This is a genomic window from Streptomyces sp. NBC_00539 (genome assembly GCF_036346105.1).
GTDB lineage: Bacteria > Actinomycetota > Actinomycetes > Streptomycetales > Streptomycetaceae > Streptomyces.
Genome location: NZ_CP107811.1, coordinates 4271591 through 4295000, shown reverse-complemented (window position 1 = coordinate 4295000; position 23410 = coordinate 4271591). Strand labels below are relative to the sequence as shown.

Annotated in this window: 19 protein-coding genes and 1 rRNA gene (1 of these 20 only partly in view); 5 read left to right on the top strand and 15 right to left on the bottom strand. The window is 73.3% G+C overall.

Features of this window, described 5'->3' with window-relative positions; all coding sequences use genetic code 11:
* Positions 1-24, bottom strand: a 16S ribosomal RNA gene (locus OG861_RS19295); it reaches 1501 nt to the left of the window's first position.
* 611 nt (positions 25-635) lie between these two features.
* Positions 636-1643 carry a stage II sporulation protein M gene (locus tag OG861_RS19290; RefSeq protein WP_329195695.1) on the bottom strand — a complete coding sequence of 336 codons (1008 nt, stop codon included), beginning with the start codon at positions 1641-1643 and terminating at the stop codon, positions 636-638.
* A 123-nt stretch (positions 1644-1766) separates the two neighbouring features.
* Between OG861_RS19290 and OG861_RS19285 the strand changes: the two genes are divergently transcribed.
* Positions 1767-2678 (top strand): RDD family protein, encoded by a 912-nt coding sequence (locus tag OG861_RS19285; RefSeq protein WP_329195698.1) that lies wholly within the window; start codon positions 1767-1769, stop codon positions 2676-2678.
* Positions 2679-2683: 5 nt separating this feature from the next.
* Here OG861_RS19285 and OG861_RS19280 read toward each other — a convergent pair whose 3' ends face one another.
* From OG861_RS19280 to OG861_RS19245, 8 genes are all read right to left on the bottom strand, one after another.
* Positions 2684-3337: a hypothetical protein gene (locus OG861_RS19280; protein ID WP_329195700.1), complete on the bottom strand. Its 654-nt coding sequence runs from the start codon at positions 3335-3337 to the stop codon at positions 2684-2686.
* A gap of 143 nt (positions 3338-3480) precedes the next feature.
* The gene (ahcY, locus tag OG861_RS19275; protein WP_329195702.1) at positions 3481-4917 is read right to left on the bottom strand and encodes an adenosylhomocysteinase; all 1437 of its coding nucleotides are present in this window, start codon (positions 4915-4917) and stop codon (positions 3481-3483) included.
* Between the two features lie 252 nt (positions 4918-5169).
* Entirely contained in the window at positions 5170-6120 is a 951-nt protein-coding gene (locus tag OG861_RS19270) for a cation diffusion facilitator family transporter (RefSeq protein WP_329195704.1), read from the bottom strand.
* Positions 6121-6214: 94 nt separating this feature from the next.
* Positions 6215-7372 carry a mannose-6-phosphate isomerase, class I gene (gene manA, locus OG861_RS19265; protein ID WP_329195706.1) on the bottom strand — a complete coding sequence of 386 codons (1158 nt, stop codon included), beginning with the start codon at positions 7370-7372 and terminating at the stop codon, positions 6215-6217.
* Between the two features lie 50 nt (positions 7373-7422).
* Positions 7423-8556 (bottom strand): SIS domain-containing protein, encoded by a 1134-nt coding sequence (locus OG861_RS19260; protein ID WP_329195708.1) that lies wholly within the window; start codon positions 8554-8556, stop codon positions 7423-7425.
* Between the two features lie 84 nt (positions 8557-8640).
* On the bottom strand, positions 8641-8826 hold the full coding sequence (locus tag OG861_RS19255) for a Trm112 family protein (RefSeq protein ID WP_136217718.1): 186 nt from the start codon (positions 8824-8826) through the stop codon (positions 8641-8643).
* Between the two features lie 96 nt (positions 8827-8922).
* The gene (locus OG861_RS19250; RefSeq protein WP_329195712.1) at positions 8923-10293 is read right to left on the bottom strand and encodes a phosphomannomutase/phosphoglucomutase; all 1371 of its coding nucleotides are present in this window, start codon (positions 10291-10293) and stop codon (positions 8923-8925) included.
* Between the two features lie 89 nt (positions 10294-10382).
* A complete protein-coding gene (locus OG861_RS19245; RefSeq protein ID WP_329195714.1) occupies positions 10383-10757 on the bottom strand; it encodes a DUF3499 domain-containing protein in 375 nt (124 codons plus the stop codon).
* Between the two features lie 283 nt (positions 10758-11040).
* On the opposite strand from OG861_RS19245, the gene OG861_RS19240 reads away from it, so the two are divergent.
* Positions 11041-11424, top strand: coding sequence for a metallopeptidase family protein (locus tag OG861_RS19240; RefSeq protein WP_329195716.1), 384 nt, complete (start codon positions 11041-11043; stop codon positions 11422-11424).
* Positions 11425-11490: 66 nt separating this feature from the next.
* On the opposite strand, the gene OG861_RS19235 is transcribed toward OG861_RS19240, so the two are convergent.
* From OG861_RS19235 to OG861_RS19225, 3 genes are all read right to left on the bottom strand, one after another.
* Positions 11491-12963 (bottom strand): DUF5719 family protein, encoded by a 1473-nt coding sequence (locus OG861_RS19235; protein ID WP_330261821.1) that lies wholly within the window; start codon positions 12961-12963, stop codon positions 11491-11493.
* Positions 12960-16547 (bottom strand): glycosyltransferase family 2 protein, encoded by a 3588-nt coding sequence (locus tag OG861_RS19230; RefSeq protein WP_329195720.1) that lies wholly within the window; start codon positions 16545-16547, stop codon positions 12960-12962. Before OG861_RS19230 ends, OG861_RS19235 begins: the two co-directional genes overlap by 4 nt.
* Positions 16548-16756: 209 nt before the next feature.
* Complete coding sequence (locus OG861_RS19225; protein ID WP_003983763.1) at positions 16757-17020, bottom strand: WhiB family transcriptional regulator; 264 nt, start codon at positions 17018-17020, stop codon at positions 16757-16759.
* A 640-nt stretch (positions 17021-17660) separates the two neighbouring features.
* On the opposite strand from OG861_RS19225, the gene OG861_RS19220 reads away from it, so the two are divergent.
* The 3 genes from OG861_RS19220 (at position 17661) to OG861_RS19210 (ending at position 20544) form a co-directional block, all read left to right on the top strand.
* Entirely contained in the window at positions 17661-18227 is a 567-nt protein-coding gene (locus OG861_RS19220) for a cysteine dioxygenase (RefSeq protein WP_329195722.1), read from the top strand.
* A 65-nt stretch (positions 18228-18292) separates the two neighbouring features.
* Positions 18293-19252, top strand: coding sequence for a 2-phospho-L-lactate transferase (cofD, locus tag OG861_RS19215; RefSeq protein WP_329195724.1), 960 nt, complete (start codon positions 18293-18295; stop codon positions 19250-19252).
* Entirely contained in the window at positions 19249-20544 is a 1296-nt protein-coding gene (locus OG861_RS19210) for a coenzyme F420-0:L-glutamate ligase (RefSeq protein WP_329195726.1), read from the top strand. The genes cofD and OG861_RS19210 overlap by 4 nt, the downstream gene beginning before the upstream one ends.
* An 11-nt stretch (positions 20545-20555) precedes the next feature.
* On the opposite strand, the gene OG861_RS19205 is transcribed toward OG861_RS19210, so the two are convergent.
* Positions 20556-21551: a DNA-3-methyladenine glycosylase family protein gene (locus OG861_RS19205; RefSeq protein ID WP_329195728.1), complete on the bottom strand. Its 996-nt coding sequence runs from the start codon at positions 21549-21551 to the stop codon at positions 20556-20558.
* Positions 21552-21894: 343 nt separating this feature from the next.
* The gene (locus tag OG861_RS19200) at positions 21895-23316 is read right to left on the bottom strand and encodes a peptidoglycan recognition protein family protein (protein WP_329195729.1); all 1422 of its coding nucleotides are present in this window, start codon (positions 23314-23316) and stop codon (positions 21895-21897) included.
* Positions 23317-23410 lie beyond the last annotated feature (94 nt).

Below are 23410 nucleotides of genomic sequence, written 5' to 3'. Positions count from 1 at the left end.
AGCCAGGATCAAACTCTCCATGAATGTTTACCCGTAATCGGGTGAAACACACACTTAGAGCGGGCCAGCCAAGGTCGGAATAAGACCGGCTGACCACAACGTCCTCGCTGTGTTCATTGCCTGCAAGCACTCCACGAGGGAGCCCCACAGGACTTTTTCAAAGGAACCTCATCCACCGGAGTGGACGGGGTATCAACTTCTGGCGTTGATTTTTGGCACGCTGTTGAGTTCTCAAGGAACGGACGCTTCCTTCGTACTCACCCTCGCGGGTTTTCCTCCGGGCGCTTCCTTTGTTCTTCTTTGTTCTTGCGTTTCCGACTCTATCAGACTCTTTCGTGTCCGATTCCCGGTCGAAGCGGGTTCCGCTTTCCAGGAATTCGCTTTCGCGTTTCCCTTTCCGGCGATTCCGACTCTATCAGAACTTTTCCACCGGATTTCCCGGCTTCGGAGCCTCGATGATGAGACGGCGGTGCCCACTCGGAATTCAATTCCTGGGGCGAGAGAGATTTTGAACGAGCACGTCCGAACCTGTCCGGTTCGGGCAACCGTTTGAATCTACCTCCCCACAGCCACCGTGTCAACAGTGTTTGCGGGACAGGCGAGGAGACTAGCAGCTCCGGAGGCCCCCGCGCACATCAGGCGGCGGTGGGGAGCGTCGCCGTCCGGTCGGCTCCCTCCACGTCGCCCACCTCGCCCGCCCGCGAGGCGCGGCCGCCCAGGGCGTAGACGTAGGTCAGGAAGGCGGCTTCGGCGGCGACGCCGATGGCGATACGGGCCCAGGTGGGGAGGCCGGAGGGAGTCACGAAGCCCTCGATCAGGCCCGAGACGAACAGGACGACGGCCAGGCCCATGGCCATGCCCAGGGCGGCGCGGCCCTGTTCTGCGAGGGCCGTGCGGCGGGTGCGGGGGCCGGGGTCGATGACCGTCCAGCCGAGGCGCAGTCCCGTGCCGGCGGCGACGAAGACCGCCGTCAGTTCGAGCAGGCCGTGCGGGAGGATCAGGCCGAGGAAGACGTCGAGGCGGCCGGCGGAGGCCATCAGGCCGATGCCGACCCCGAGGTTGGCCATGTTGAGGAACAGGATCCACAGCACGGGGAGGCCGAGGAACGCCCCGAGGACCAGGCAGACCGCCGCCGCTTGGGCGTTGTTCGTCCAGACCTGGGCAGCGAAGGAGGCCGCAGGGTGGCTGGAGTAGTACGTCTCGTACTCGCCGCCGGGCCGGGTCAGCCTCTTGAGCTCCGCCGGTGCCGCGACCGAGGCCTGCACCTCCGGGTGGGTGGCGATCCACCAGCCGATGAGGACGCCGACCGCGACGGACAGCAACGCCGTCGGTATCCACCAGCGGCGGCTGCGGTACACGGCGGCCGGGAAGCCCGCGGTGAAGAAGCGGGCCGCGTCGCGCCAGCCGGCCCTGCGGGCGCCGGTCACCGAGGCGCGGGCGCGGGCGACGAGCTGGGTGAGGCGGCCGATGAGCATCGGGTCCGGGGCACTGGACTGGATCAGGGAGAGGTGGGTGGAAGCGCTCTGGTAGAGCTCGACGAGTTCGTCCGCCTCCGCTCCGGTGAGCCGACGGCCGCGGCCGAGGAGCTGTTCCAGGCGGGCCCACTGCGCCTGGTGGGCCGCCACGAAGACGTCGACATCCATTCGGTTTACCGCTCCCCTGCCCCTGGCCACCGCTGCTGACTACTGCTGCCGTGGTCAGCTTGGCAGACTGACCGGGCACAGGGGCGGGTCAGGTCAGTCAGGTCATGGGAAGGGTGCGCATCAGTGAGCGATCTGGTGACGGGGGACGCGGTCGTCCTGGGGTTGCGGCCGGCGAGACTGCCGAGCCGGGCGCTGGCGGTCATGCTGGACGCGGTCGTCTACGTCGTCGGGTACCTGGTCGTGTCGCTCGGGGTGGTGTTCGCGACGGCTTCGCTGGACGAGGCGGCGCGGGCGGCCGTGCAGGTGGGCATGTTCGTGCTGGTGCTGGTCGGTGTGCCGATCGCGGTGGAGACGTTGAGCCACGGCCGGTCGCTGGGGAAGCTGGCCTGCGGGCTGCGGGTGGTGCGGGAGGACGGCGGCCCGATCCGGTTCCGGCATGCGCTGGTGCGGGGGGCCATGGGGGTCGTGGAGCTGCAGATGACCTTCGGGACGGTGGCGTGCATCGCCTCGCTGGTGTCGGAGCGGGGGCGGCGGCTCGGGGACGTGTTCGCGGGGACCCTGGTGATACGGGAGCGCGTGCCCGGGGCGCGTGTGGTGCCGGTGCCCGCGCCGCCGCCGTGGCTGGCCGGGCGGTTCTCGGGGCTGGACCTGTCGGGGGTGCCGGACGGGTTGTGGTTGGCGGTACGCCAGTACCTGACGCGGATGAACCAGCTGGACCCGGCGACGGGCGCCGCGATGGCGGCGAAGCTGGCGGACGAGGTGGTGGCGCGGACGGGGACTCCGCCGCCGGCCGGGGTGCCGGCCGCCGCGTTCTTGATGGCGGTGGTGCACGAGCGGCAGACGCGGGACGCGGCCAAGGCGTTCGGGACCGCCGCGCCGTACGGTCCCCCGGCCCCGGCGTACGCTCCCCCGGCCCCCGTCGCGACCCCGCCCGCCCAGGGGCCCATGACCTACGCGGCCCCCGCCCCGTACGTCCCGCCCACGGCGCCGCCCGCGTCCAGCGGCGGAGGGACCGGGTTCGCGCCGCCCGCCTGAGCCGGTCAGTCCTCGAATTCCCCGACGTCCCCGCCTTCCCCGACGTCCCCGAAGGTGGAGGGCGGGGTCTCCAGGTGCTCCAGCTCGATGCCGGGGGCGGACAGGACCACGTCCCCGGCGATGTGCAGGGTGTGCACTTCGCCGGTGTCCAGCGCGCTGACCCGGTACTCGTCCACCTGGAGCGGGCCGCTGTCGGTGGCGTGTTCCGTGCGGCCGGTCAGGGCCCAGGCCTGGTCGACGGTCCGCGGTGCCAGGACCGGGTCGGTGAGGGCGACGAGACGTACGCGCGTGGCGGGGGCGCCCGGGGTGAGGCGCAGCAGCCGGGTGGTCGCGACGAGGAAGGCGGGCGAGGTGCCGGTGAAGCCCGGCGCGTGGACGTTGCCTTCGGTGGCTTCGGTGCCGGCGGGGTCGGTGCGGACCCAGGTGACGCCGTCGATCGCGGCGCCGCGGACCTGCCAGCCGGCTGCGTTGACCTCCAGGCGGATGGGCCGGCCCAGTCCGTCGACGGCCAGGTCCACGGAGCCGCGGTGGTCGCCGTTCGGAGCGGTCAGCTGGGAGACGTAGCGCCAGCCGGAGGGACCGGGGGCGCAGTGGAAGTGCTCCTCGCCGAGCGGGGTGTGGTCGTGCGGGTCGTGGAGCGAGTAGCGGCCGCGGGGCATGGGCGCAGTTTCCTGGGAGAAGGGGAGGCGCCCGGTGGCGGGCGTCTCGGGTACGGGGCAGGCCCCCGGCGGGTGTGCCGGGGGCCTGCCTGGGGTGCTGCGTGCTGCGTGCCGCGAGATCCGTGCGGATCGGCAGCGGTGGATCAGTAGCGGTAGTGGTCGGGCTTGTACGGGCCTTCGACCTTCACGCCGATGTAGGCGGCCTGCTCCGGGCGCAGGGTGGTGAGCTTGACGCCCAGCGCGTCGAGGTGGAGGCGGGCGACCTTCTCGTCCAGGTGCTTGGGCAGCACGTACACGTCGGTCGGGTACTCCTCCGGCTTGGTGAACAGCTCGATCTGGGCCAGCGTCTGGTCCGCGAAGGAGTTCGACATCACGAACGACGGGTGACCGGTCGCGTTGCCCAGGTTCAGCAGACGCCCCTCCGACAGCACGATCAGGACCTTGCCGTCGGGGAACTTCCACGTGTGGACCTGCGGCTTGACCTCGTCCTTGACGATGCCCTCGATCTTCGCCAGACCGGCCATGTCGATCTCGTTGTCGAAGTGACCGATGTTGCCCACGATCGCCTGGTGCTTCATCCTGGCCATGTCCGAGGCCATGATGATGTCCTTGTTGCCGGTCGTGGTGATGAAGATGTCCGCGGTCTCCACCACGTCGTCCAGCGTCGCGACCTGGTAGCCGTCCATCGCCGCCTGCAGCGCGCAGATCGGGTCGATCTCCGTCACGATCACCCGCGCGCCCTGGCCGCGCAGCGACTCCGCACAGCCCTTGCCGACGTCGCCGTAACCGCACACGACCGCGACCTTGCCGCCGATCAGCACGTCGGTGGCCCGGTTGATGCCGTCGATCAGCGAGTGCCGGCAGCCGTACTTGTTGTCGAACTTCGACTTCGTCACCGCGTCGTTCACGTTGATCGCCGGGAACAGCAGGTTGCCCTCGGCCATCATCTCGTACAGGCGGTGGACACCGGTCGTGGTCTCCTCCGTCACACCGCGGATCTCGGACGCGAGCTGCGTCCACTTCTGCGGGGTCTCGCCGAGGGTGCGGTTGAGGAGGGTGAGGATGTGGGCGTACTCCTCGGAGTCCGCCGTCGCCGGGTCGGGGGCCGCGCCGGCCTTCTCGAACTCGACGCCCTTGTGGACGAGGAGGGTGGCGTCACCACCGTCGTCGAGGATCATGTTCGGGCCGCCGGTGGGGGTGTTCGGCCAGGTCAGCGCCTGCTCCGTGCACCACCAGTACTCCTCCAGCGTCTCGCCCTTCCAGGCGAAGACGGGGACGCCCTGCGGGTTCTCCGGGGTGCCGTTCGGGCCGACGGCGATGGCGGCGGCCGCGTGGTCCTGGGTGGAGAAGATGTTGCACGAGGCCCAGCGGACGTCGGCGCCGAGGGCGACGAGGGTCTCGATGAGCACGGCGGTCTGCACGGTCATGTGCAGGGAGCCGGTGATGCGGGCGCCGGCCAGCGGCTGCGCCTCGGCGTACTCCTTGCGGATCGACATCAGGCCCGGCATCTCGTGCTCGGCCAGGGTGATCTCCTTGCGGCCGAAGGCGGCGAGGGAGAGGTCTGCGACCTTGAAGTCCATGGGTGCTGCTCCTCATGGTTCGAGAGGGTGGGTACGGCTGGGCCGTGCGCTGGCGCACCAGAGCACTGAGCACAGTCCGTCGGGGGCCCTCTCTCCCCTCGGCCGGCCGCAAGGACCGCCCGACCGCCATCAGCAGCGACGCCTGACACTGATGACGAATCTACCCGATCAGTGCGGTGGACCCCAGTGGGACGGGGAACAAGACGGCGAACGGGACGGCGGACGGGACGGGCGGCGAAGCGAGGGCCGGTGTCAGAGGCTCTTGCGGGGACCGGCTTCGGGCCGCCCGCCTTCGGCGTGGTAGATGTCCGGCTCCAGGTAGATCACCCGGGCGATCGGGACGGCCTCGCGGATACGGGCCTCGGCGGCGTCGATGGCGTTGGCCACCTCGGTGGCCGTGTCGTCGTGCTGGACGGCGATCTTGGCGGCCACCAGGAGCTCCTCCGGCCCGAGGTGCAGGGTACGCATGTGAATCACGCGGGTGACGACGTCGCCGTCGACGGCGGCCGCCAGGATCTTCTCGACCTGCTCGGGGCCCGCGGCCTCACCGAGCAGCAGGGACTTGGTCTCGGCGGCGAGCACGAGGGCGATGACGATCAGCAGGACGCCGATGCAGAGCGTGCCGATGCCGTCCCAGATGCCGTTGCCGGTGGCGAGGGCGAGGCCGACGCCCGCCAGGGCGAGGACGAGACCGACGAGGGCGCCGGCGTCTTCGAGGAGGACGACCGGGAGTTCGGGGGCCTTGGCCCGCTTGATGAACTGGCCCCAGGTCTGCTTGCCGCGCAGCTCGTTCGACTCCTTGATCGCCGTCTTGAACGAGAAGCCCTCGGCGAGGATCGCGAAGACGAGCACGCCGATCGGCCAGTACCAGGCCTCGATCTCGTGCGGCTCCTTGATCTTCTCGTAGCCCTCGTAGATGGCGAACATGCCACCGACGGTGAACAGGACGATGGAGACCAGGAAGGCGTAGATGTAGCGTTCCCGCCCGTACCCGAAGGGGTGTTGGGGCGTGGCTTCGCGCTGGGCCTTCTTGCCGCCGAGGAGCAGGAGCCCCTGGTTGCCGGAGTCCGCCAGCGAGTGGACGCTTTCCGCGAGCATCGACGAGGAGCCGCTGAAGACGAAGGCCACGAACTTGGCTGCAGCGATGGCGAGGTTGGCGGCGAGTGCCGCCACGATCGCCCTGGTACCGCCCGACGCGCTCATGGGTTTCTTGAAGTCCCTTCCTCAGTACGGCGACCCTGACGGAAGCGCCGCGCCACGGCGGCACATTGTTGCAGCCGTGGCCCCGGGCGCCACCTCAGAGGGAGACGGTGGCGCGGAAGATGGTGCCCGTTCCGGACAGTTCGACCTTTTCGCCCGCCGGGACGAAGACCGACTCCCCGGGGGCCAGCGTCACTTCGCCGGCCTTGGGCCGTCCCGCGGTGCAGAGCAGGATCTGCGGGGCGGCGTCCGGGAGCGGGTGCGGGGCCGCGCCGGGGGCCAGGGCGAAGCGGGAGAGCCGGAATTCGTCGATGGGGGTCTCGTAGACCTCCTCGCCGTTGCCCTCGGGGCGCTGCACGGCCGGGTCGCCCGGCTCGAACCGTACGACCCTCAGGAGCTCGGGCACGTCCACGTGCTTGGGGGTGAGCCCGGCGCGCAGCACGTTGTCGGAGTTGGCCAGCAGCTCCACGCCGAGGCCCTCGATGTAGGCGTGCGGGACGCCGGCGCCGAGGAACATGGCCTCGCCCGGCTGGAGTCGTACGTGGTTGAGGAGCATCGCCGCGATCACACCCGGGTCGCCCGGGAAGTGGTGGACGAGCGAGGCGTACGGGGCGTACGCGCCACCGAGGCGTTCGATCGCGGCGCCGGCCTCGGCGACCGTACGGGCCATCTCGGCGCGGTCCGCGGTCAGTACGGCGGTGAGCACCTCGCGCAGGGCCGCCTCCTCCGGGTGGGCCGAGAGGAGGTCGACGTACGGCTTGAGGGAGTCCACGCCGAGGCCGTCGAGGAGCTTCGCGGCCTCCAGCGGCGGGCGGAAGCCGCACAGGCCGTCGAAGGGGGTCAGCGCGCAGATCATCTCGGGCTTGTGGTTGGCGTCCTTGTAGTTGCGGTGGCTCGCGTCCACGGGGATGCCCCGGCGCTCCTCGTCCGCGAAGCCCTCCTTGGCCTGGGCGAGGTCGGGGTGGACCTGGAGGGAGAGCGGCGCGCCCGCGGCGAGGATCTTGAGCAGGAAGGGCAGGTGGGGCCCGAACTTGGCGACGGCGGCCGCGCCGAGCTCGCGCTCGGGGTCGGCGGCGATGACCTCCGCGAGGGTGGTCTCGCCCGCGCCGCGGTCGAGGCGGGAGGGGGCGCCGGGGTGGGCGCCCATCCACATCTCGGCCTGGGGCTCACCGGTGGGTTCCACCCCGAGGAGGGCGGGGATCGCGGTGGTGGAACCCCAGGCGTAGGGGCGGATCGGGTTCGTGAGGCGGTCCATCGTCGTCTTCCTGGATGTGGATCTGGTTCTGTGCGGGCGCCGGCGGGGCCTCAGCCGTGTGCCCTGGAGGCCAGTGCGAGGTAGGCGGTGGCGAAGTCGGTGACGGCGAGGAGTTCGGCGAGCTGTTCCAGCTCGCCGCCTGCCTCCGGTTCGAGTTCGCTGATGGCCGTGTCGTGGCTCAGGGCGAGTTCCCGGGCCGCTGGTGCGGCGCTGAGGCCGCCGGTGGGCCGGTCGCGCAGCAGCACGACGCGGGCGTGCAGGGCCTGGGGTTCTTCGACGCGGTCGCGGAAGAAGTCGTCGGGGTCGGCGCCGGCGGCGAACGCCCCGGCGAGCAGGACGCCGTGGGCGGGCAGCGCTTCGGGGAGTTCGGCGGACAGGGCGGGCCGGCCGGCGAGTTCGGCGAGGGTGGCGGCGAAGCGGCGTCCTGCCGGGCCGGCCGCGGCGCCCTCGCTCCAGATGAGGGGGAGCGAGTCGGCGAGTTCGGTGGCCAGGGTCTTGGCCGGGTTGGAGTACGTGGCGATCGCGGGCCCGCAGCGCTCCGCGGTGCGGTCGAGCCGGTCGGCGACGAGCTGGAGGGAGCCGGGGGCGGCGTCGATGAGGCCGACCTTGTCGAGCAGTACCAGCAGCGGGGTGAGCAGGGCCCACAGCGCTCCGGGGCCGGCGGCGGCCGACTCGTCGTACTCCTGGTACGGGGCCTTGGCCATCGGTACGAGGACTCCGTGGGCGCCGTCCACGGCCTCGTTCAGCGGTGACCGCTCGGGTGCGACGGCCACCACGGTGCAGCCGCGCCGGTACGCCTGCTCGGCGAGGACGGCGAGGCCGGGCTCGGTGCCGTCGGTGGTGGCGATGAGCAGCAGGTCGACGGGGCCGGCCCAGCCGGGCAGCGTCCAGCGCAGTGCCCCGGCGGCGTGTGCGACGCCGGTGGGGTGCAGGCGGGCGACGGGGGCGGAGGCTCCGGCGAGGGCGCCGAGCAGGTCGGCGACCCCGGTGGCCGCGGTGCCGGGGCCGGCGATCAGTACGGCGCGGGGCCGGCCTTCGGGCCGCAGGTCGCCGAGGCCGGCTTCGGTGGCGTGCCGGGCGGCGGTGCGGACGCGGGCCCCGGCTTCGGCGGCGCCGCGCAGGAGGCCACGGCGGTCGGCGAGGGCGAGTTCCTCCGGTGCGTCGAGGATGGACTCGTCGAGCATGGCGGCCTCCGGCTGTGTGGTGGACGGACCCCGGGGGCGGACCCGGGGGGACGGAACCGGTCTCGGCGTCTGCGCGGGGGTGGCTCAGGCGGGCCGGCGGGCCTCGTCCACGAGGAGGACCGGGATGCCGTCGCGGACCGGGTAGGCGAGACCGCAGTCCTGGCCGGTGCAGATCAGCTCGGGTGCGTCCGCGTCGGCCGACTTGTCCTCCAGGGGCGAGTGGCAGGCGGGGCAGGCGAGGATCTCCAGAAGGCCGGCTTCGAGCGGCATGGTGCGCTTCCCTTCGAACATGCGGTTTGGGCGAGGTCAGCGTACCGCCGGGCCGCTTGTCCCGCGGCCCGGCCGTGACGGTGACGACGGGGTGGCTCAGGCGCGGACCAGGGCGAGGACTTCGTCGCGGACCTTGGCGAGGGTCGCCAGGTCGCGGGCCTCGACGTTGAGGCGCAGCAGCGGCTCGGTGTTGGAGGGGCGCAGGTTGAACCACCAGTCGGCGGTGGTGACGGTGAGGCCGTCGAGTTCGTCGACGCTGACGCCGTCCTGGGGGGCGTAGACGTCCTTGACGGCGGCGGTGCGGGCGGCCTGGTCGGCGACGGTGGAGTTGATCTCGCCGGAGCCGACGTACCGGTCGTAGGAGGACACCAGCTCGGAGAGGGTGCCGTCCTGGCCGCCGAGGGCGGCCAGGACGTGGAGCGCGGCGAGCATGCCGGTGTCCGCGTTCCAGAAGTCCTTGAAGTAGTAGTGCGCCGAGTGCTCGCCGCCGAAGATGGCCCCGGAGGTGGCCATCTCCTGCTTGATGAAGGAGTGGCCGACCCGGGTGCGCACGGGGGTGCCGCCGTTCTCCTTGACGACCTCCGGGACGGACCAGGAGGTGATCAGGTTGTGGATCACGACGCCGCTGCCGCCGTTGCGGGCGAGCTCACGGGCGGCGACCAGGGCGGTGATCGCGGACGGGGAGACGCCCTCGCCCCGCTCGTCCACGACGAAGCAGCGGTCGGCGTCGCCGTCGAAGGCGAGGCCCAGGTCGGCGCCCTCGGCCTTCACGCGTGCCTGGAGGTCCACGATGTTCTTCGGGTCGAGGGGGTTGGCCTCGTGGTTGGGGAAGGTGCCGTCCAGCTCGAAGTACATCGGGACGAGCTCCAGCGGCAGGCCCTCGAAGACGGTGGGGACGGTGTGGCCGCCCATGCCGTTGCCCGCGTCCACGACCACCTTGAGCGGGCGGATGCCGCGCAGGTCCACCAGGGACTTGAGGTGCTCGGCGTACCCGGTGAGGGTGTCCTGCTCGGTGATGGTGCCCGCGACGGTGCCGGCGGGGATCTCCGGGGCACCCTCGTCCGACCACTTCTCCGCCAGCTCGCGGATGGTGGCGAGGCCGGTGTCCTGTCCCACGGGTGCGGCGCCCGCGCGGCACAGCTTGATGCCGTTGTACTGGGCCGGGTTGTGGGAGGCGGTGAACATCGCGCCGGGCAGGTCCAGCTTGCCGGAGGCGTAGTACAGCTGGTCGGTGGAGCACAGACCGATCAGGGTGACGTCGACCCCGCGGGCGGCGGCGCCGCGGGCGAAGGCGGCGGACAGGCCGGGCGAGGAGGGACGCATGTCGTGCCCGACGACGATCGCGGTCGCTGCGGTCACCTCGACGAAGGCGGCACCGAACAGTTCGGCCAGCGGCTCGTCCCACTCGTCCGGCACGACGCCTCGTACGTCGTACGCCTTGACGATGTTCGAAAGATCTGCGGCCACTGCCTGCCCCTCCTGAGGTTCTGTGCGGTGGAGCAAACCTACCCTGAACGGAGTACCGCCCTTCAGATGAGGCGGGTGGCGGGCGGGCGTCAGGATTCGGGCGAGCGCAGGACGCGCAGGTGTCCCCGGCGGGTCTCGCCGCTGGACTGGGGTCCCGGTACGGACTTGCCGCCCTCGGGGGCCCGGTCGTGCGGACGGGCCGCTTCGCGCACGGCGTTGGCCAGCGCTTCGAGGTCGTCGCCGCTGGGGCGCGAAGGGGGGCCGCCGTCCGTCAGGCGTACGACTTCCCAGCCCCTGGGGGCGGTCAGGCGCTCGGAGTGCTCGGCGCACAGGTCGTAACAGTGGGGTTCGGCGTAGGTGGCGAGCGGGCCGAGAACTGCGGTCGAGTCGGCGTAGACGTACGTCAGTGTGGCGACGGCAGGGCGGCCGCACGCGGTGCGCGAACAGCGACGTACAAGGCTCACGACGTTGGACGGTACCGCACTCTTGACCGGGCCGCGACGACTCCGCCGTCGGCCACCCGGCCGTGTCGCCCCGAACGCCCGGGAACCTTGGCCGGATCGTTCGCGGTACGACATCGGTCCGTGACCGGGCCGCGCCCCCGCCCGGCGGCCGGGTCGGGGCTACCCTGCGGGGGTGACGGACAGCCCGCTGACTCCCCCGAGCCCTCCCGGCCCCTCCTCCGCAGGCCCCCTTCCCCCGCCCTCCGAGCCGCGGCCCCGTCGCCGTGACCGGCACGGGCGGGGCATGCGGGGGCCGGTGGCGCCCCCTCAGGTTCCGCTGGCGGCGAGCCGGTCGGAGCTCTTCGGTGACCTGGTGCGGGATTCGGTGGAGCGGCTGGAGCGGCGGTGGCCGCAGCTGGCCGAGGTGGAGTTCGTGATCGCGGACGTGCCGGGGCCCCCGGGTGGCCCGGAGGGCGGCTGGAACGACGAGGCCGTCCCGCTCGGCGGGCTGACGGACGCGGGCGAGGGCCGGCCGGCCCGGATCGTGGTGTTCCGGCGGCCGGTGGAGATCCGGGCGAAGTCGCGGGACGAGCGGGCGCTGCTGGTCCACGAGGTCGTGGTGGAGCAGGTGGCGGACCTGCTGGGGCTCTCCCCGGAGATCGTGGACCCGCGCTACGGACAGGACTAGCCCGGGATCAGGCCCTCCTTGGAGGGAGCCCCTTTCGGAGAGAACCCTTTCGGAGAGCCCCCTCTTTCAGAAGAGGACCCCGAGGTCTTGGGACGGCTTCGGTACCGCCACCGTCGAACGGTCGTCCGAGAACGGCTGGACCGTGAACATCGGGATGCCGTCCTGCGGCAGGGTCAGGGTCCTGGAGGCGTGGACCGGGCCGCCGGAGAGGGTCTCGATGGTCAGGGCGTACGCCCCCTTGCCGCCGGTCGGGGCGGGGGCGGGGGAAAGGGCCTGGGTGGTGCCGGCCTTGACGGTGAGTTCCCGGACGGCCGCCTGGCCGCCCTCGGTGCCCGGTGAGGCCGTGACGCGTACCCTCGCGTCGGCGCCGACCGCCGTGAGGGCCAGCGCGGTCGCCTTGTCGTCGGTGCGGTTGTCGGCGACCGTCGCCCTCGCGCCGACCGGGGAGGTCGCCGGGAGGAAGCCGAGCTCCTGTTTCGCCCCGCTGCCGCGCACCACCCGTACCGCCGCGACGACCGGTACGGGCTTCTTCGCGTCCGCCGGGGTCAGCAGCAGCGAGCCCGTCTCGCCACGGGTCACGTCCTTGAGGTCCACGCTCGCCGTCATACCGGCCTTGACGTGCAACTGCTCGTTGCCGGCGGGGGTGATGGCGCCGCCGGGTCCCGCGAGACGGAGGTTCAGTTCGGCGTCGTCGTCGCCGGGCGCGTAGGCGACCAGCCGTACGGAGGTGGCGTCGGCGGGGATGCCCGGCAGGACCAGCGACCCGGCCGGGTCGGTGGAGGCCGGCAGCCAGTCGGCGCCGACGCCGTCTTCGGAGATCTGCGCGGAGGCGCCGACCCGTCCCGAGCCGGTCGTGACGTGGGCGGTGACGTCGGCGACCTGGGTGTCGGGGACGAGGGGGGAGAGCAGGACGCGGGCGGTGGAGTGGGGGTCGACCTGGATGACGCGGTCGGGGGTGCCCGGCTTGTCCTTGAGCAGCCCGTCGGGGCCGTAGAGCTTGATGTCGACTTCGGCGACGGTGTCGTCGGGGTTGGTGAGGTGGATGTAGTCCTGGCGGCCCTTGGCGGTGCTGACCCCGGGGAACCAGAAGTCGGTGCCGGGCGCGGTGCAGCCGACCCCGAGGAGGCCGCGCGCCTGGCCCGCCGCGACCTTCGTGGTCTGCTGGGCGGTCCAGCCCGGTGCGAGGTTCCCCGAGGCGACACCGGTGAGGGCGGGTGCCTCGGCGCCGGAGGCGGTCGCGCCGACGGGCTTGCCCGGTTCCTTCGGCTCCAGGACCGTCTTGCCGTCCTTGGCCGAGAGCCGGGCCGAGCCCTTGCCGCCGGCGGTGCCGGGGGTGAGCGAGGTGTACGTGGTCTCGGCGATGTCGGAGGAACTGGGCGCGGGGCACGCCAGTACGGACTGTTCCACCGGCATCCGGGTGCCGGCCGTCTTCTTCGCGTCGGCGGGGGCGGCTGCCGGGGCGGTGAGGGAGGCGACGGCGGTGAGGGCCGCCAGCGCCGCCGCGACGGCCGCCAGCGTGAGGGGGGCGCGCTGCTTCACTGCTGGGTGCTCCCGTCCGGACGCGGGTCGTGCTGTCCGTAGGTGTACGGCGGTTCCTGCTGTGGCTGTTGCTGCGGTGGTTGCTGGTACGGGTCGTACGGCTGCTGCTGGTACGGGTACGGCTCGGCGTACGGCTGCTGCGGCTGCTCGTACGGGTAGGCCTGGTAGGCGTACGTCTCCTCCCCGTACGTCCCGTCCCCGTAGGCCTGCTGCCCGTAGGGCTGTTCCCCGTAGGACGGCTGGGCCGGGATCTGCGCGTACGGGTCGGCGGCGGCCGCTTCGGCGGGCGCGGGGGCCCCGCCCTGTGCCTCCGCTTCGGCGCGCAGGCGGCGGGCGCGGCGGCCCTCGCCCGGGCCGGGCTGCTCGGGGACGGCGGCCGCCTCCTCGGGGAGGTCGTCGTCGAGCCGGGCCCGGCGGCCGGGGAGGGCCAGGACGAGGAGGAGCAGGGCGAGCAGGCCCTGCGCCCAGTGCCAGGCGTCGCGGGCGAGGGAGTCCTGGTAGGTGAGGTCCAGGCGGCCGCCCGCGGCGGGCAGTTCGAAGCCCTGGGCCCAGCCGTCCAGGGTCCTCGGCCTCAGGGGCTTGCCGTCGAGGGTGGCCTTCCAGCCGGGGGCGGCCCGGTCGGCGATCCGCAGCACCCGGCCCTCCTCCCCAGCGGGGATCTTGGTGTGGGCCTCGACGGGTTCCGCCTCGACGGCGATGGGTGCCTGGCCCGGCTTGCCGGGGACGATGACGGCACGGGCGAGGGAGCGTTCGACCTCCCAGACGGCGGTGCCGTCGTCCTGGCGGCCCGACTTGAGGCCGGGGGTGGCGTCGAGGACCTGGCGGAACCGGCGGGGCCCGTCGGCGGGCAGGACGATGTAGCGGACGGCGAAGCCGCCCAGCTGCGCGCTCTGGTCGGCGCCGGAGCCGGAGACCAGGCTGGACACCACCTTCGCCAGGCGCGGTTCGGCGCCCGCCCCGGCGAGGAGTTCGGCGTCGCCGAGGCGCGCCCCGGAGCCACGGATCAGCGCGTAGGAGACGGTGGCGGGCGAGGTTCCGCCGAGGACCAGGGTGCGGCTGCGGTTGCTGTCGTCGGCCTGGGCGGCGACGAAGGCGGGGAGCTGGACGGGGTCGCGCCGCTGGAGGGGTCCGTCTGCGCCGGAGACCATCCAGGCGGCGGCGCCGATGAGGGGGCCGGTGGCGGCGCCCAGCGCGATGAGGGCGGCGAGGGGCTGGCGCCAGCCGAAGCTGCGGGCGGCCACGCGCTCCTTGGCGCCGTCCGCGCCGACCACGGCGGCCGCCAGCAGGCCGAGGCCGTACACGAGGGTGGCGGGGCCGGCCCAGGCGCCGTGGTTGAGGAGGACGGCGAGGCTCAGGCCGGCCAGGGCGGTGGTCCAGGCGGCGCGGACGGCGAACCGCCGGTCGGGGCGGAGCAGGGCCGCGAGGGCGGCGAGCACGACGCCGAGCAGGAGCGTGCCGCCGGTGGTGCCGGGGCCGCCGGGACCGGCGCCGAGCAGGTCGAGGGCGGTGGCGGAGCCGGATCCGTAGGGCAGGCCGGCCTCGCGCAGGAAGCGGTCGGGGTGCGTGAACAGGCCGAGGGACCAGGGGGCGAGTGCGAGCAGCGGTACGGCGAGGACGGCAAGGAGCCGGAGCGCGTACGCGGCGCGGCGTGCGGGGCGCGTGAGGAGGGCGGCGGCGCCGAGGACTGCGGCGAGCGGCCAGACGACGGGGGTGAAGGCGGTGGCCAGGGTCAGCAGGAGGGTGGTGGTCCACGCGGCGCGCCAGCTGCCGTCGGGGGAGCCGGCGGGCGCGCCGAGGCCGAAGGCGGTGGCTGCGGAGCGGGCGATGAGGGGGAGCAGGATCGCGAGGACGGCCGTGCCGAGGCGGCCGCCGGCGAGCGCTCCGGTCACGGCGGGCAGGAAGGCGTAGGCGACGGCGGCCCAGGCGCGCAGCAGCCGGGACTCGACGAGCGGCCGGGAGGCGAAGTAGGCGGTGAGCCCGGCGAGGGGCACCGAGCAGACGAGCAGCAGGGCGACGGCGGCCGGCGCGGAGCCGAACAGCAAGGTGGCGACGGCGCCGAGGACGGCGAGGTAGGGCGGGGCGCCGGCGGTGGTCCCGGGGCCGACGGGCTGCCAGTCGGAGGTGTAGGTGCGCCAGAGGTCCAGGGCCCGGTCGGGGGCGGGCAGCAGGGCGCCGCCCATGAGGGAGCCGCCGAAGAGGAGGGCGCGGCAGGAGATGAGGGAGACGAGCAGGAGGAGGGCGAACAGGGCGGGGGCGGGGTTGCGGGCGATCCGCTTGAGCCGTCCGGACTGTTCGCCCTCCAGGTAGTCGGCGTCCTCGGACCCGGGTTCGAGGGGGCCGGTGACGGCGCCGTGCCGGCTCGCGCCGGCGGTGTCGGTGTCACCGTCCGCGCCGAAGTACCCGGCGAGCTGTTCGGCGTTGGCGCGCAGGGTGGAGCCGGGGGGCGGGAAGAGGGGGCGCAGTTCGGCGGCGGGGACGGCGGGGCGGCGGCGGGCCTTGCGGGCGGCGAGGATCCGGCCGGGCCGCAGCAGGGTGGCGAGGAGGCCGGTGAACTCGTCGACGGCCTGGCCGGGGGCTTTGCCGAGGAGGTAGCCGAGGGTGCGCAGCAGGGTGCCGACGATCAGGCGCAGGAGTACGTAGGGCAGGGCGCGGCCGGAGGAGTTGGCCAGCACGGTGTAGACGGCGCCGGCCTTGTCGACGCGGTGGGGGCTGACGGAGGAGCGGCCGGCGCAGTCGACGGTGCGGCGTTCGCGGGCGGCGGCCTCGGCGTGCCGCATAACGGCGTCGGGGGCGACGAGGACGGTGTGGCCGGCGCTGTGGGCGCGCCAGCAGAGGTCGACGTCGTCGCGCATGAGGGGCAGGCGCCGGTCGAAGCCGCCGAGGGCGTCGTAGACGTCGCGGCGCACGAGCATGCCGGCGGTGGAGACGGACAGGACGGGGCGGATCTGGTCGTGCTGGCCCTGGTCCTGTTCGCGGCGGTCGAGGCCGGTCCAGCGGCGGCCGCTGCGGGCGATGGTGACGCCGGCTTCGAGGAGCTGCTTCTTGTCGTACCAGCCGCGGAGTTTGGGGCCGATGACGGCGGCGTCGGGGTTCTCGTCGGCGACGCGCAGGAGTTCGGTGAGGGCGTCGGCTTCGGGGGCGCTGTCGTCGTGGAGCAGCCAGAGCCATTGGACGGGTTCGCCGTGGGGGAGTTCGGGGAGGTCGTAGGTGTCGTCGCGCCATGTGCGGCTGACGGGGTCCCAGCCGCTGGGGCGCTTGAGGTAGGGCAGGTCCTCGGGGGTCAGTGCGCCGGCGGTGCGGGCGGCTTCGTCCACGGCGGTGCCGAATCCGGTGCGGCGGGCGAGGTGGAGGACCTTGTCGGGGCCGAGGGCTTCGGCGAGCAGTCGCGCGGAGTCGTCGGAGCTTCCGGTGTCGGCGGCGACGTACTGCTGTGCGGGGCGTTCCTGGGCGAGGAGGCCGGCGAGGGTACGGGGCAGCCAGCGGGCGCCGTCGTGGGCGACGAGGACCGCGGTGACGACGTGCCGGGGGAACTCGGGGGTGCCGGCCGCCTGGTGGGAGGCCGTCGAGCTGCTGTGCAGGGACATCGCGGAACGGGCCCTCCGACCGTGGGGGTTCCCCCGGGACGGGTCCTGGGGGAAGGTCCGGGGGTGGTGTGCCCTCGGAGGCTGCTGGACAGCGCCACACTAACGGCTCGGAACGCGCCGGTCCGCCTCCTGCGGGGAAGGTGCGGGAGGCGGACCGTCGGCTTGGTTCGCTATGCGGTTGGGTCTGTCCGTCCTTGCCTGGAGCAGGCTCAGACGGCTGCCTTTTTCAGGCGGCGGCGCTCGCGCTCTGAGAGACCGCCCCAGATGCCGAATCGCTCGTCGTTGGCGAGGGCGTACTCAAGGCATTCGGAGCGGACCTCGCAGGCGAGGCAGACCTTCTTGGCTTCGCGGGTGGAGCCGCCCTTCTCGGGAAAGAAGGATTCGGGGTCGGTCTGGGCGCACAGAGCGCGCTCCTGCCATCCGAGCTCCTCGTCCGCCTCCTCGACCAGCAGTTCCTGAAACAGCTCGGTCATGTGCGCCCCTCGCTCTGTCTGTGCGTCCCCGTGGTGTTGTCGTTACTCATCGCTACGTAACGACACGAGTGAAATTACAAGTGCGCGGCTCCGGAGCAGTCAAGCCGGGGTCTGCTATTGGGCCCCTTATTCACTCTGCGGAACCAAGCGAATGCCGTAAGTGTTCATATCGCCAAAAATCGCGACACATGCCACAGGTGCCGCGAAGCTCCCGCCCTCACCCTGAACCCACGCGTCACTCGGGGGTGTGGTTGCGATCCGGCCGAAGATGCGGTGCGGATCACATTCCGGTCACGATGACGCCATGAGGTTTGAGATCGGTCGGAAGGGCCATACCCAGCGCCACATGCCCTGGTCGGCACTGCACAAACCTTTCTCCGCGCCGGGTAACCGGATGAGGTGAATCTTTTCGGCCATTGCCGACATTGGGTTGACAGTCCGACGCCCTAACCGTTCTCCTTGTACGCATGTCAGCGCCCGCAGCCGCCACCCGGACCCCCATTCGTGGGTTCCTGTGCGCTGCCCAGGTTCGCTGTCGCTGTTGCAGCTGTTGATGCCTCAGGAGCCCCGCCTCCTCCGAGCAACCGGCTACCCCCACAGCGACCGCCAGCACGACTGACATCCGTCGAGGACTCCCCCGATGAACAGCACCTCCCAGCACAGCGCCGCCGCCCCCGCGACCGGTGCCGCCGCCCCCGCCGTGGTCGAGAGCGACCTCCAGATCGCCGGCGACATCCTCTCCGTGCAGCACCTGCTCCAGCCCGCCCGCGAACACCCGGCCACCGTCGCCGAGTTCGTGGGCCTCGCCCGCTCCATCGCCGCCGACCGCACCCAGTGGGAGCACCTGGTGCGCTACGACGCCACCACCCGCTGGTACCACCGCCTGCGCACCGGACCCGGCTACGAGGTGTGGCTGCTCAGCTGGGTCCCCGGGCAGGGCAGCGGCCTGCACGACCACGGTGACTCCTCCGGCGTGCTGACCGTGCTGGAGGGCGAGCTCACCGAGCACGGCCGGCGCGGCCCGCTCACCCTGACCGCCGGGGCCCAGCGCGTCTTCGCCCCCGGCTACGCCCACGAGGTCGTCAACGACACCCTCGACGGAGCCGTCAGCCTGCACGTCTACTACCCCGGCCTGACCGAGATGCCCATGCACAGCTGCTCCCCGGCCCGGCCCGAGGCCCTCGCCGACGCCCCGGTGGGCGCCTGACGCCCCGCGGCCGCCGCGCCGCCACCCCGGGGCGACGGCGCGCGGCCGGCTGACAGACTGGCCGCATGCGCATTGTTGTTCTGGCCGGCGGTATCGGCGGCGCCCGTTTCCTGCGCGGACTCAAGTCCGCCGTCCCCGAAGCGGACATCACGGTCATCGGCAACACCGGTGACGACATTCACCTGTTCGGGCTCAAGGTGTGCCCCGATCTGGACACGGTGATGTACACCCTCGGCGGTGGCATCAACGAGGACCAGGGCTGGGGCCGCACCGACGAGTCCTTCACCGTCAAGGAGGAACTCGCGGCGTACGGGGTCGGGCCCGCCTGGTTCGGCCTCGGCGACCGCGACTTCGCCACCCACATCGTCCGCACGCAGATGCTCGGCGCCGGCTACCCGCTCAGCGCCGTCACCGAGGCCCTCTGCGACCGCTGGCAGCCCGGCGTACGGCTGCTGCCCATGTCCGACGACCGCGTCGAGACGCACGTCGCCCTCAACGACCCCGAGACCGGCGAGCGCAGGGTCGTCCACTTCCAGGAGTACTGGGTCCGGATGCGCGCCTGCGTCGACGCCGAGGCCGTGGTGCCCGTCGGCGCCGAACAGGCCAAGCCGGCGCCCGGCGTGCTGGAGGCCATCGCCGCCGCCGACGTGATCATCTTCCCGCCGTCCAACCCCGTCGTGTCGGTGGGCACCATCCTCGCCGTGCCCGGCATCCGGGAGGCCGTGGCCGCCGCCGGGGCGCCGGTCGTCGGCCTCTCCCCCATCGTCGGGGGCGCCCCCGTGCGCGGGATGGCGGACAAGGTGCTGGCCGCCGTGGGCGTCGAGTCCACCGCCGCCGCGGTCGCCCTGCACTACGGGACCGGGCTGCTCGACGGCTGGCTCGTCGACACCGCCGACGCGGACGCCGTCGCCGAGGTGGAGGCCGCCGGGATCGCCTGCCGCGCGGTACCGCTGATGATGACCGACACCGCTGCCACGGCCGCGATGGCCCGCGCCGCGCTGGAGCTGGCGGAGGCCTCCCGGTGAGTGCCCCCTCGTACGAGGTGCGCGCCGTCCCCGGGATACCGGAGGTCCGGCCCGGTGACGACCTCGCCCGCCTGATCGCCGCCGCCGGGCCGGGGCTGCGGGACGGCGACGTCCTGCTGGTCACGTCCAAGATCGTTTCCAAGGCGGAGGGACGGATCGTCCGCGCCGATTCGCGCGAGGAGGCGATAGACGCCGAGACGGTACGGGTGGTCGCCCGCCGGGGCGCCCTGCGGATCGTGGAGGACCGGCGGGGCCTGGTGATGGCGGCCGCCGGCGTGGACGCCTCGAACACCGGGCCCGGCACGGTGCTGCTGCTCCCCGAGGACCCCGACGCCTCCGCGGCCGCGATCCGGGAAGGGCTGCGGGAGGCGCTCGCGGTAGACGTGGGCGTCATCGTGACGGATACCTTCGGGCGCCCCTGGCGCACCGGGCTCACCGACGTGGCGATCGGCGCGGCGGGGGTGCGCGTACTGGACGACCTGCGGGGCGGCTCCGACGCGCACGGCAACCCGCTGAGCGCGACGGTCGTCGCCACCGCGGACGAACTCGCCGCGGCCGGCGACCTCGTCAAGGGCAAGGCGGCCGGGCTGCCGGTGGCCGTCGTGCGCGGACTGCCCCACCTCCTCGGTGAGGGTTCCTCGGCGGCGGACCTGGTCCGGCCGGCGGGCGACGACATGTTCCGGCTCGGCACCTCGGAGGCCGTACGGGAGGCCGTGACGCAGCGCCGTACCGTACGGGCCTTCACGGCGGAGCCGGTGGACCCGGGCGCGGTCCGGCGCGCGGTGGCGGCGGCGGTGACGGCACCGGCGCCGCACCACACGACGCCGTGGCGGTTCGTGCTGCTGGAGTCGGCGGCGGCTCGGCTGGAGCTGCTCGACGCGATGCGGGACGCGTGGGTGGAGGACCTGCGGCGCGACGGCAAGTCCGAGGAGTCCATCGCCAAGCGGGTCCGGCGGGGCGATGTCCTGCGCGGCGCCCCTTACCTGGTGGTGCCGTGCATGGTGACGGACGGTGCGCACGACTACGGGCACGCGCGGCGGGACGCGGCCGAGCGGGAGATGTTCGTGGTCGCGATGGGCGCGGGCGTCCAGAACTTCCTGGTCGCGCTGGCCGGGGAGCGGCTGGGCTCGGCGTGGGTCTCCTCGACGATGTTCTGCCGGGACGTCGTGCGCAAGGTGCTGGCGCTGCCCGAGGGCTGGGACCCGATGGGGGCGGTGGCGGTGGGCCACCCGGCCGCGGCCCCGGCGGAGCGGCCCGCGCGGGAGGCGGAGGCCTTCATCGAGGTCCGGTGACGCAGCCGGCGTCAGATCTTGCCGATGTCCGTGCGGTACATGCGCGGGGCCCGGCGGGGCGGGGCGTGGCCGGCGAGGAGGACGAGACGGGCGGCGCGGTGGCGCTGGCCCGCGTACGGGGCGAGGAGCTCCAGCATGACGGCGTCGTCGGCGTCCCGGTCCCCGGCGAGGGCGTAGCCGATGATCCCGGGCAGGTGGAGGTCGCCGGTGGTGACGGCGTCGGGGTCGCCGTTGCTGCGCTGGAGGGTCTCGGCGGAGGTCCAGGGGCCGATGCCGGGGACCGCCTCCAGGCGCTGCGCGGCCGCCAGGGGGGCCATGGACGCCGCCTCCTCCAGCCGGTTCGCGACGCGGGCGGCGCGCAGGATGGTGGCGGAGCGCTTCATGTCGACGCCGGCCTTGTGCCAGTCCCAGGAGGGGATCAGGGTCCAGGTCCGGGCGGAGGGCATCACGTACAGGTCCTGGCGCGGGCCGGGGGCGGGCTCGCCGTACTGGCGGACCAGGCGGCGCCAGGCGCGGTAGGCCTCGTCGGCGGTGACCTTCTGCTCCAGCACCGTCGGGATGAGGGACTCCAGCACCAGACCGGTCCGGGTCAGGCGCAGGCCCGGCCGGCGGCGGTGGCTGGCGTGCAGGAGGCGGTGGCGGGGGACGAAGGCGGCGGGGTCGTCGTCGGCCCCGAGCAGGGCGGGCAGCGTGTCGAGGGCCCAGGCCGCGCCGGGGCCCCAGGCTTCGGCCCGGACCTCGTGGGCGGCGGCGGCCAGGCGGAGGGTGGCGGGGCCGTCGGGGGTGCGGCTGGTCTTCCAGACGGAGCCGTCGGGGGTGGTGCGGAAGGTGGGGTCGGCGGGGCCGCGGCGCAGGGGGCCGAGGGTGAGGCCGAGGTCGACGGGGCCGGGCGGGGCCCAGACGCGGCTGCGGGCGCCGGCTCCGGCGGGGCGGCCGGGGCCTGCGGGCACGCCGGTGCGGCCGCCGCGGGCGGCGGTGGGGGTGAGGGGGTCGAAGCGGGCGGCCACGCCTTGAGCGTATCCCGGGGGCGGGGGGTGGTCGGCCGTGCGGGGGCCGTGGCCCGGCGGCGGGGCCGGTCTTGCCGACCCGGGCGCCCCGGGCCCGGCGGTGGGGCCGAGCCCCGGGGCGGGGCGGGTGCGGCGCCGCTGCGCGAGCGGCCCCGGCTGCGCCGGGCTTCCCGGGGCTCCGCCCCGGACCCCGCGCCTCAAACGCCGGCGAGGCTGATTTAGCGGGCCCGGCCTCACACGGCGGCGGGCTGATTTAGCGGGCCCGGGCCTCACACGGGGGCGGGCGGGTCGTGCGGGCCCCACTCGCCGGCGAGGCTGGTGCGGGCCCGGGGCGCGGTGGGGGTCAGCGGCCCTGGAGTTTGGCCGAGGTGGTGCGGGTCGGGGGGAGTTCGTCGTAGAGGCGGCGGCCGGGGCATTCCGTGGCGAAGCCGTCGCGGTGGCCCGAGATGACGTTCATCCGGACCTTGGTGCCCTTCTTGAACCGGTTGCCGCCGCCCGAGGTGAGGGTCGTCTTCGCGCGGGGGTCGACGCCGAAGAGGCCGAGTTTCCACGCCGTCAGACCGGCCACCGCCTTGACCGCCGCGGCCGGCGGGGTGGTGTTGGTGAAGGTGCCGATCACCGCGACGCCCATGCTGTTCGTGTTGAAGCCCATGGTGTGCGCGCCGAGCACCGGCTTGGCGACTCCGCCCGCCCGGCCCTCGTACACCGTGCCGCACTTGTCGACGGCGAAGTTGTAGCCGATGTCGCGCCACCCCTCGCTCAGCACGTGGTAGCGGTACAGGCTGCGCAGGACCGACGGGGCCTCCTCGCAGGCGTAGTTGTTGCCGGAGGCGGTGTGGTGGACGAAGGCCGCCTTCACCGTGCTCGTGTACACGAAGCCGGACTCGCGCAGGCCCTCGTCCGCGCCCCATCCCTTGCGGGTGACGATCCGCGGCCGCGGCCCGATGTAGGGGCGGGCGGCGGCGGTGAGGCCGCCGTCGCTCGCGGCGATCGCGTCGGCGGTGGAGTCGGCCTTGTCCAGCGCCGTGATCTCGTCGGCTCCGAGCGCGGCCAGCGGGACGTTCGCGGCGGAGGACTCCGTCATCTCCATGGTCATGCCGGGGGCCGGTTCCGCGTCGCCCTTGTCGTCGTCCTGCGGACGCCCCGGCGCGCGCCGGCCGGTCCCGCCGGGGTTCTTGCCGTCGGCGACCGTCGTACGGGTCTGCGTACCGGGGTCGACCAGTTCGAGCCGCATGCCCGACGGCAGCGGCGAGGTCGCCCGGGTGCCCTGTTCGGCCTGGACGCGGACCTCGACGCCGTCCGATTCGCCGACCCACAGCGGGGCGGTGCTGCCGCGTACGCGTCCGGAGCCGCGTTCGGCCGCGTCGGGGTCGGCCGCGTGATCGCCGTTGTGGGTCTCGATGTCCTGCCAGTCGGACCAGGTCGCCGTCCGGGCGGAGCGGGTGCGGACCTGTACGCGGCCGAGGAGCCGGGTGTGCGCGTCGTCCCAGACGACGCCGACCAGCGAGAACGTCTTGACCTCGCGTGCCGTCAGGCCGCGGGTCTCGGGCAGGCGCGGGGCGGCGCTCATGCCGGGGACGCCGGGGGTGCGGTCCGCCGCCCGTCCCAGGGGGACCAGCGGCAGCGACTGGGTGGACCCGGCTGGGTTCACGGGGGCGGCCGCGCCGAGGGGCACGGCCGCCAGGGCCGGAGTGGTCAGGGCGAGCGGCAGGGCCAGTGCGGCAGCCGTCGCGACGCCGATCGAGGAAGCAAGGAATCCACGCATGGAAAAATGCTGGACACGCTCATCCCGAACCGCCATCGGGGAACTGACGGCCCGTCCGCTGGATCACGGATACCCCTCCCCCGTACGGGGGAGC